9 protein-coding genes are annotated in these 9,002 nt (G+C 62.7%); 1 reads left to right on the top strand and 8 read right to left on the bottom strand.

What is annotated here, in order from left to right:
- The 8 genes from AC1DWI_RS06245 to AC1DWI_RS06280 all read right to left on the bottom strand — a co-directional run.
- On the bottom strand, window positions 1-342 hold a 342-nt coding region (locus AC1DWI_RS06245; protein WP_477724548.1), incomplete at its 3' end, for an alpha/beta fold hydrolase.
- Window positions 343-461: 119 nt separating this feature from the next.
- Window positions 462-905: a VOC family protein gene (locus AC1DWI_RS06250; RefSeq protein ID WP_477669476.1), complete on the bottom strand. Its 444-nt coding sequence runs from the start codon at window positions 903-905 to the stop codon at window positions 462-464.
- A gap of 1 nt (window position 906) precedes the next feature.
- Window positions 907-1,914: a 5'-methylthioadenosine/S-adenosylhomocysteine nucleosidase gene (locus tag AC1DWI_RS06255; RefSeq protein WP_477669477.1), complete on the bottom strand. Its 1,008-nt coding sequence runs from the start codon at window positions 1,912-1,914 to the stop codon at window positions 907-909.
- A gap of 34 nt (window positions 1,915-1,948) precedes the next feature.
- Window positions 1,949-2,950 (bottom strand): BMP family protein, encoded by a 1,002-nt coding sequence (locus AC1DWI_RS06260; RefSeq protein WP_477669478.1) that lies wholly within the window; start codon window positions 2,948-2,950, stop codon window positions 1,949-1,951.
- Between the two features lie 186 nt (window positions 2,951-3,136).
- Window positions 3,137-3,778, bottom strand: coding sequence for a uracil phosphoribosyltransferase (gene upp / locus AC1DWI_RS06265; RefSeq protein ID WP_477724549.1), 642 nt, complete (start codon window positions 3,776-3,778; stop codon window positions 3,137-3,139).
- A gap of 109 nt (window positions 3,779-3,887) precedes the next feature.
- Window positions 3,888-5,207: a URC4/urg3 family protein gene (locus tag AC1DWI_RS06270; protein WP_477669480.1), complete on the bottom strand. Its 1,320-nt coding sequence runs from the start codon at window positions 5,205-5,207 to the stop codon at window positions 3,888-3,890.
- Window positions 5,200-6,531, bottom strand: coding sequence for a GTP cyclohydrolase II (locus AC1DWI_RS06275; protein ID WP_477669481.1), 1,332 nt, complete (start codon window positions 6,529-6,531; stop codon window positions 5,200-5,202). The genes AC1DWI_RS06270 and AC1DWI_RS06275 overlap by 8 nt, the downstream gene beginning before the upstream one ends.
- Window positions 6,532-6,649: 118 nt before the next feature.
- Window positions 6,650-8,164, bottom strand: coding sequence for a helicase HerA-like C-terminal domain-containing protein (locus AC1DWI_RS06280; protein WP_477669482.1), 1,515 nt, complete (start codon window positions 8,162-8,164; stop codon window positions 6,650-6,652).
- Between the two features lie 75 nt (window positions 8,165-8,239).
- Here AC1DWI_RS06280 and AC1DWI_RS06285 point away from each other — a divergent pair, with 75 nt between their 5' ends.
- Window positions 8,240-8,965 (top strand): YebC/PmpR family DNA-binding transcriptional regulator, encoded by a 726-nt coding sequence (locus AC1DWI_RS06285; protein ID WP_477669483.1) that lies wholly within the window; start codon window positions 8,240-8,242, stop codon window positions 8,963-8,965.
- Window positions 8,966-9,002: the final 37 nt, after the last annotated feature.

The following is a 9,002-nucleotide window of genomic DNA, read 5'->3' on the forward strand; positions in this document are numbered from 1 at the left end:
GACAAGGCGGGTCAGCAGATGCGGAGGGATTTTCCGGGACACCCAGTTGTCCGCAAGATGGGAGACAAAGGAAAAGGCAGGACGGGGATTTTGCGCAAAAGTACAGCTCAGGATCACTCCACGCAAGCCGGCAGGCCGGGTAGCCGCAATGGAAATGGCCAAAGGCCCGGAAAAAGATTCACCCAGCAATACGAATGGCGCTGCGGTCATGCGCGCCAGGATGAACTTGTGCAAGTCGTCATAACCCAGCGCGTCATGTCCAGGGTAGCGCACGACTTCAACGTGCATGGATGGCGTCAGTGCGTTGACCAGCGGCGCAAGCAAATCTCCTGTGCCATCCATTCCGGGTAGCAAGATGAGCCGTAGAACAGGGAGAAGGGGCGCGGTCATCCGAAAGAAGCAGTGTTTAGCAATGTGGCTTTCAGATCAACAGGGACCGCAGCACTGGCGGCTGCGAATGCTTAACCGAGGGATTCCCAGTGGTCATGCCGGTCGCGCCGCTCCTGGCGGTAGTTGGTGATCTCCAGACGAAGGCCGTCGGGGTCGGTGAAAAAAGTGGCCCAGTAGTCGGGTGCGTATTCGCCGTGGTTGTGCGGCTCGCTGGCGTTGATGCCGGAGGCTTGCAGCAGCCGCGCGCATTCGGCCACGTCTTCGACAGTGTCTACGCGCAGGCAGAAGTGATGAAGGCCGGGCGAATACGAGTCGTGCGCGGCTTGCGAGCGGGCAGGCCGCAGCACATAACCAAAGTGGCGGTTGTAGTACTGGATGTGCGGGTCGCCGCCTATCGTGAAGGTGTTTTTGCGGCAGCTGAGCGTCTTGAGCATCAGCTTGTCGTAGAACGCTTCCGACTCGGCCATGTTGCTCACGGCAATGTAGATGTGGTCTATGCCGGTGAGCTCGGGCATGCTATTTCCAGGCGGCCAGGAACGCCAGCAACACCTTGGCTGAGTTGTCGGCAGCGATGTTCATGAACGTGACCATTTCATTGGCCGCTTCACCGCCGCCGGCCAGGTCGCTGAGCGAGCGGAAAGCGATGTAAGGCACGCTGTTGCTGTAGGCCACCATGCCCACGGCGGCGGTTTCCATGTCGAGTACGTTGGCCTGGAAGGTCTTGAAGGCATATTCGCGGAAGGCGGCGTTGTCGACAAAGGCCTGGCCCGACACACCGTTGCCGCCCACCATCAATTGCGGTTTGTGCGTGAGGCATACCCCCGCGTTGCAGGCGCCGAGTTCGATGTTGCCCATGCCCCTGGCAACCTCGAGCATTGCGGGGTCGGCTTCAAACCAGAACTTGCGTACGGGCGCCGGGTTGGCGGCGGTGCGCGTTTCGACCGGTCGCGGGTGCAGCATGCCGAAGGGCGCCAGGGTCTGCGCCTCCATGCGCGGCGGGATGGTGAACCGGCCCGGCGAAGTTTCGCGTGCCATCAGCACTTCCAGGTATTGGCTCCACTGGGTGGGTACGCTGACGTCGCCGATGTGCAGGGCCGGGTTGACGCCACCAGCGATGCCGCTGAAGACGATGTGTGTGATGTTGAAACGGTCCAGCACCAGCTGCGTGTTCATGGACGCATTGACCATGCTGATGCCGGAAAGGAACAGCACGACCGGCTTGCCCTGCAGGGTACCGGTGGTGAAATCGACGCCGTTGATGCGGTGCCTGGCAGGGCCCTGCAAGCGGTTGAGCAGCAGAGTCAGTTCGGGCTGAAAAGCCGATATCACCGCGATGCGGGGCGTGGCGTCGAGCCGGACAGGAATGCCCGCAGCTGCGCCTGATGGATTGGATGGGACAGACGCCGGGCCCGCGCATCCCAACAGGCCAAATGATAGAAAGGCCAGGAAGGCCAGCGGAGCCGCGGCCCGCCAGGCAACAGGCTGGCTGAAAAGAAAACGCCGCAGGCAAAACAGGGAATGCATACGGCGCTTTCAGGTGAGGCGGTGAAACGCCGCCTTATTTGGCGGTGGACTTGGGCTGGCCGTCGTCGACCTTGACGGTGAACTTGCCGGCCAGGATGTCGGCCTCTTTGGCCTTGACCTTGGCGACGATGTCGGCGGGCACCTTTTTCTCGAAGGTGCCCAGTGGGGCGAGTTCGGAGCCCTTGTACTTCATCATGGAATAGGGGCCGTAGTCTTCGGCCTTGAATTTGCCTTCCTTGACGGCCTTGATCGCGCGGTCGATGCTGGGCTCCATGTTCCAGAGGGCTGACGCCACCACGGTGTCGGGGTATTTGTCTTGTGTGTTGATCACGTTGCCGATGGCCAGCTTGCCTTTTTCCTTGGCGGCGTCGCTCACGCCAAAGCGCTCGGCGTACATCACGTCGGCGCCCTTGTCGATCATGGCGAAGGCGGCTTCCTTGGCTTTGGGCGGGTCAAACCAGCTGTTGATGAAGCTCACGCTGAACTCGACCTTGGGGTTGGTTTCTTTCGCGCCGGCCATGAAGGCATTCATCAGGCGGTTGACTTCGGGAATCGGGAAGCCGCCGACCATGCCGATCTTGTTGCTCTTGGTCACGCCCCCGGCGATCATGCCGGAGAGGTAGGCCGGTTCCTGGATGTAGTTGTCGAACACCGAAAAGTTGGGCGCCTGCGCCTTGCCCGACGAGCCCACGAGAAAAGACACTTTCGGGAAGTCCTTGGCGACCTTGCGGGCCGCGGCTTCCACCGCAAAAGCCTCGCCGACGATGAGCGCGTTGCCGGCCGTGGCGTATTCGCGCATGACACGTTCGTAGTCGGCATTGGAGACGTTCTCGGTCGCCTTGTATTCGATCTCGCCGCGCGCTTCGGCGGCTTTGAGCGCCTTGTGCAGGCGGCTGACCCATTGCTGCTCAAACGGCACGGTGTAGATGGCCGCAACTTTGGTTTTGGCTGCCTGGGCAAGTGCCAGGCCGGGCAGGGCGGTTGCGAGGGCAGTGGCCAATAGGACGAGTTGACGGCGCTTGAAGGTCTGGTGCATGAGTTCCTCCGGGTAGGTTCAGGTTTTGGGTGACAAACAGAAAAACTAAAACAGGAGCAAAAAATCAAACGCTCGCAGGCTCCCCGAATTCGCCAGTCGGGGCCGCGGAACCGGCTTTGCCGGGCCGCAGGCGCAGCGGCCCCCTCGGGGGGCAGGGAGCTACACGCAGTGAGCGACCGTGGGGGCTCATTTCGTTCCGAAAATCCGGTCGCCCGCGTCGCCCAGGCCCGGCAGGATGTAGCCATGGCTGTTGAGCTCGCGGTCGATCGCCGCGGTGTAGATCGGCACGTCCGGATGTGCGGCCTGCAGGGCCTTGATACCTTCCGGGCAGGTCAGCAGGCAGACGAACTTGATGGACTTGGGGTTGAGCTCTTTGAGCCGCTCGACTGCGGCGATGGCCGAGTTGCCGGTGGCGAGCATCGGGTCGACCACGACAATGTCGCGCTCTTCCATGTCGTGCGGCATCTTGAAGTAGTACTCGACCGCCGTCAGGGTTTTCGGGTCGCGGTACAGGCCGACGTGGCCGACGCGGGCGCYGGGCACCACGCTGAGCATGCCCTCAAGAATGCCGTTGCCGGCGCGCAGGATGGAGACAAACACCAGCTTTTTACCGTCGATGACTTTGGAGGTGGTGATTTCGAGCGGGGTCTCGATCTCGATGTCCTGCATCGGCATGTCGCGCGTGACCTCGTAGGCCATCAGCATGCTGAGCTCGTTGAGCAGTGTGCGGAAGGTGTTGGTGGAGGCGTCCTTGCGGCGCATCAGGGTGAGCTTGTGCTGCACCAGCGGGTGGTCGATCAGGTGGACTTTGTTGCTCTGGATGGTCATTTTCTTGTGTGCCTCTGTGTTCTGTCTTTGTTTTGTCCGGTTGTTATTTTTGTTCTGCTTTTACCTGTGCCGGTGCCCGTCGGGTCCGCGCGTCTTTCGGGATCGATGTTCAGAATACGGTGCCGTCGCTTTCGATGTTCAGGGGCGGCAAACCTTGATGCAATTGCTGTGCCAGTGCACGCCCTGCGGCCCAGGTGCCGCCTTCGAGCACGCAGGCCAGTGGCATCTGCTCGGCGGTCAATCCCAGCTGCTCGCGCACCAGTGGGGCGAGCTCGTCGAGAAGGGCCACGGTGAGGGCGCGCCATTCGACGATCAGTTCGTCGCCGGCGGCATGCAAGCGGTCGGCCTGCGCCGGGTCTTTCAAAATCAGCACGCCGGCATCGAGGAACAGGCCGCCATTACGGTACTCGGGCAGGCCGGTCAGCGCGTCGAGCCCTTTGACCTGCACACCGGCCCATTCGAAAGGCTCCAGCAGTGAATAGGTGAGCCACTGCGACAGCTTGTGGAAAGGCATCCAGCCATGACTGGGCCCAGCTTTTTCGGACTCATCGTCGCCTGCCGCGCTGTGCTGCCAGCAGTCGCCCAGGGGAATGTTGCCCATGACATTTTGGGCTGGCCAGATAGACGAGAGGCTGGTGAGCAGCACCGACAGCAGCTCGTGCGCCTCGATAGCACTTTGCCCGGGTTGCGCCAGCGCTTCAAACAGATGGCCGGGACGGCCGCGCTGGCCAAAGAGGGCAGGCTGGTCCTGCAGTGCCTGGCCGAGGCGCCGCAGCAGCGCGGCGCGGCCTTCGAGGCCGATCAGCGGGTTTTCGGGCGTGACCTGAAAAGCCAGGGCAAGCTGGTCTGCGGTAATGGTTTTGAGCTTGAGGGCATCGGCCTGCAGCGGTTGCTGTGGATCGCTGGAAAAGAGGCCAGCCATGAAGGCGTGAAAACTTGCCACCCCCAGGCCCTCGGAACGGCTGTATTCGCTGCAGGGATGCTCCCCTTGGGCGGCTTCGAGGTAGTGCCACTGGGCGCCGGCGCCGGCGTCCAGCAGCACGCTGATGAGCGCGAGGTCAATCTGGGCGCGGGCGCGCCCGGCAGGCGTGGCGGATGCCAGTGCTGCATTGAGTAAACCCAGGCGGTCAATGCCGCCAGCTTCAAAATGTCGCCAGCGGCTGTGGTACGGAATGTCCAGGTCCGGGTAGCGGGCGCGGGTGATTTCGGCAACCAGCGCAGCGGCGGTGGTCATGGCGCCGTCGTTGACGGTAAACCAGGCGGATTCGCCGCGGCGTGCGCGCTCAAGCAGGGCAGAGGCGCGGGCGCGTATGGTTCTGGTGGAACGCAATTCCGCGGCGGCGCTGATCCCGCGCAGGTTTCCGGCGATGGTGTAGGTGGCGTTGGCGGGGTTGCTGGGACTGTCAGGAGCAGGTGTGGTTTCAGACATCCAGCCCCCGGCCCTTGGCTTTTTTCAGTTCTTCGGCGTCGGGCACCGCGCCGGGGGTGAAATAGCCTGCGGCCATCTTGGCGTCCATTTCGACCTGGGCGTCGGCCGGGATCATGTGTTCGGGAATATTGATGCGCTGAACTACCTCGATGCCCGAGCGGGTGATGGCGTCGTACTTCATGTTGCTCATGGAAACGAGCCGGTGGATTTTGCGGATGCCCAGCCAGTTGAGCACGTCTGGCATAAGTTCCTGGAAGCGCATGTCTTGTACGCCGGCAACGCACTCCGTGCGGTTGAAGTACTGGTCGGCGGTGTCTCCACCGACCTGGCGCTTGCGCGCGTTGTAGACGAGGAATTTCGTGACTTCGCCTAGCGCCCGGCCTTCCTTGCGGAAATAGGACACCAAGCCCACACCGCCGCGCTGGGCACCCTGGATGCACTCTTCAATGGCGTGTGTGAGGTAGGGGCGGCAGGTGCAGATGTCGGAGCCGAAGACGTCGGAGCCGTTGCATTCGTCGTGCACGCGGGCGGTGAGTTCGACATCGGGGTTGGCCAGGTCGCGCGGGCGGCCAAAAATGTAGGCGGTGAGGCCGCCGATGGGCGGCAGGAAGACTTCCAGGTCGCTGCGGGTGACGAGCTCGGGGTACATGCCGCCGGTTTCTTCAAACAGCACGCGGCGCAAATCGGTTTCGCTGCAGCCAAAGCGGCGGGCAATTTCGGGCAGGTACCAGACCGGTTCAACGGCGACCTTGGTCACCATGGCCGCGCCGCCGGCTGTCAAAAACTTGCCGTCGGCCTTGAGCCTGCCCGACTGCAGGGCTTCGATCACCTCGGGCAGGATCACGTGGGCCTGGGTTACGGCGATGGTTGGCCGGATATCGTACCCCGCTGCCAGCTCACTGGAAAAAACGTCGGCCACCATCGCGCCCCATGGGTCCATAGCGACGATGCGGCCGGGCTCGCTCCATTGCGGGTAGGGACCGATCACGTCGGTCGGCGAGGTGTTCGTCAGGTCGGCTTTGTGGCTGGCCTTGAGCGCGCCGGAAGCGACGGCGAGCGCGCGGTAGACGCTGTACGAGCCGCTGTGCGTGCCGATGACGTTGCGGTGGCTGCGTTTGGTGGTGGTGCCCACCACCGGGCCGCGTTCGGCGGCAGTGGCGGCGGCCCAGCGGATAGGCAGGGCGCCATAACCTCCTGCGTGAGAGGTCAATCGGATGTGGGAGATCGCAGGGCTGGCCGGAGCTGTGGAGGAGGCAGGCGCAGAAACAGGCGAGGGGGAGGCCGGCCTTGGATCAGGTGACTTGACGGCAACTTCAGCAGGCATTGCGAATCCTTAAAAAATCCAATGTAGCGATGCGTGCCGGGATTGACAAGCCCGGCAGTTTTGCCGGGTCGTTAATTTGCGACAGGCTTGGCCGAACGCACCGGGCCTGTGCGCGGGCTCAGCGTTTTTTGCCGCCAAAAATGCTGCCGAGGACGCCGCGGATGATTTCCCGGCCCACGGCCGAGCCCATGGTGCGCACGGCGGACTTGGCCATGCTTTGCGCCAGGCCGTCGTGCTTGCCGCCGCGCGGGCCGGTGGTGCCGAACAGGACATCGTTGAGCCCGCCCATGATGCCGCCCGAATCGGTTTGCCCGGCCGCGCCGCCCTGGGGTGCCTTGGCCGCTTCCGTGGCCGCGACTTCCGCGCGGCCTTTGATGGCTTCGTAGGCCGACTCGCGGTCCACGGTCTTTTCGTAGGCGCCGGCTACCAGCGAGTTTTGCAGCAGCTGCTGGCGTTGTGGCGGTGTGATGGGTCCGATCTGGCTGCCGGGCGGCAGCACGTAAACGCGTTCCGTCACGCTGGGGCGCCCTTTGCTGTCGAGAAAACTCACCAGGGCCTCGCCGACGGCCAGTTCGGTGATTGCGGTTTCGATGTCGAGGCCGGGCTTTTGCCGCATGGTCTGGGCGGTGGCCTTGACGGCTTTCTGGTCGCGCGGCGTGAAGGCGCGCAGGGCGTGCTGCACCCGGTTGCCGAGCTGGGCCAGCACCGAATCGGGAATGTCCAGCGGGTTTTGCGTCACAAAATACACGCCGACGCCCTTGGAGCGCACCAGGCGCACCACCAGCTCGATGCGCTCGACCAGCACCTTGGGCGCTTCGTTGAAGAGCAGGTGGGCCTCGTCGAAGAAGAAGACGAGCTTGGGCTGGTCCGGGTCGCCGATTTCAGGCAGTTGTTCGAACAGCTCGGACAGCATCCACAGCAAGAAGGTGGCGTAGAGGCGGGGCGAGTTCATGAGCTTGTCGGCCGCCAGGATGTTGATCACCCCTTTGCCATCAACGGTTTGCATGAAGTCGCTGATATTGAGCATGGGCTCGCCGAAGAACTTGTCGCCGCCCTGGCTTTCGATCTGCATCAGCCCGCGCTGGATGGCGCCCACGCTGGCGGCGCTGACGTTGCCGTATTTGGTGGTGAACTCGCTGGCGTTGTCGCCGACGTACTGCAGCATGGCGCGCAGGTCTTTCAGGTCCAGCAGCAGCATGCCGTTGTCGTCGGCGATCTTGAACACCAGGTTGAGCACGCCGGCCTGGGTTTCGTTGAGGTTGAGCATGCGGCCCAGCAGCAGTGGGCCCATGTCGGAAATGGTGGCACGCACGGGGTGGCCCTGTTCGCCGAAGACGTCCCACAGCGTGGCGGGGCAGGCCAGCGACTCGGGGAGGTCGATGCCGCGTTCCTTGAGGATGCCGGCCATTTTGCCGCCGATGGTGCCGGCCTGGCTGATGCCGGTCAGGTCCCCTTTGACGTCGGCCATGAAGACCGGGACGCCGATTTTCGAGAAGTTTTCGGCCAGTGTTTGCAGCGTCACGGTCTTGCCGGTGCCCGTGGCCCCGGTGATCAGCCCATGGCGGTTGGCCAGGGCGGGGAGGATCTCGCAGTGGATGGAATCGTGCTTGGCAATCAGTAACGGCTCGGCCATGGGGTGTCCTGGAGTGAAAAAGTAAAATGCGGGTTGTAGATTAAATCAATTAATCAGTCTGATAAGGGATTCTTCGTGGCCGGTCACAGTAAATGGGCGAATATTCAACACCGCAAGGGGCGCCAGGATGAAAAGCGCCAGCGCATYTGGACCCGGGTAATGCGTGAAATCATGGTGGCGGCCCGCATGGGCGGTGGCGACCTGGGCACGAACCCGCGCCTGCGCCTGGCGGTAGACAAGGCCAAGGCGGCCAACATGCCCAATGAGAACGTCAAATACGGCATTGCCAAGGCCACGGGCAGCCTGGAAGGCGTGCATTACGAGGAAGTCCGTTACGAAGGCTACGGCATAGGCGGCGCGGCCATCATCGTGGACTGTATGACCGATAACAAGGTGCGTACCGTGGCTGAAGTGCGGCACGCTTTTTCCAAACATGGCGGCAACATGGGCACCGAAGGCTCAGTGGCTTTCCAGTTCAAACATTGCGGCCAGCTCATTTTTGCGCCCGGCACCAGTGAAGACAAGATCATGGAAGTCGCGCTGGAGTCCGGCGCCGACGACGTCATCACGCATGAAGACGGTGCCATTGAGGTGTTGACGCCTTACACGGGCTTTGAAGCCGTGAGGAACGCGCTGGAAGCCGCCGGCCTCAAGCCCGAGATTGCCGAAGTCACCATGCGCGCCGACAACACGATTGAGCTGACCGGCGAGGATGCCCGCAAGATGCAAAAACTGCTGGACGTGCTGGAGGACCTGGACGACACCCAGGATGTATTCCACAACGCGGCCCTCGAAACCTGAACGGCGGTGGGTGAAATTGTGGATGACTCCGAACGGC

This window comes from Polaromonas sp. P3_C2 (assembly GCF_056402675.1).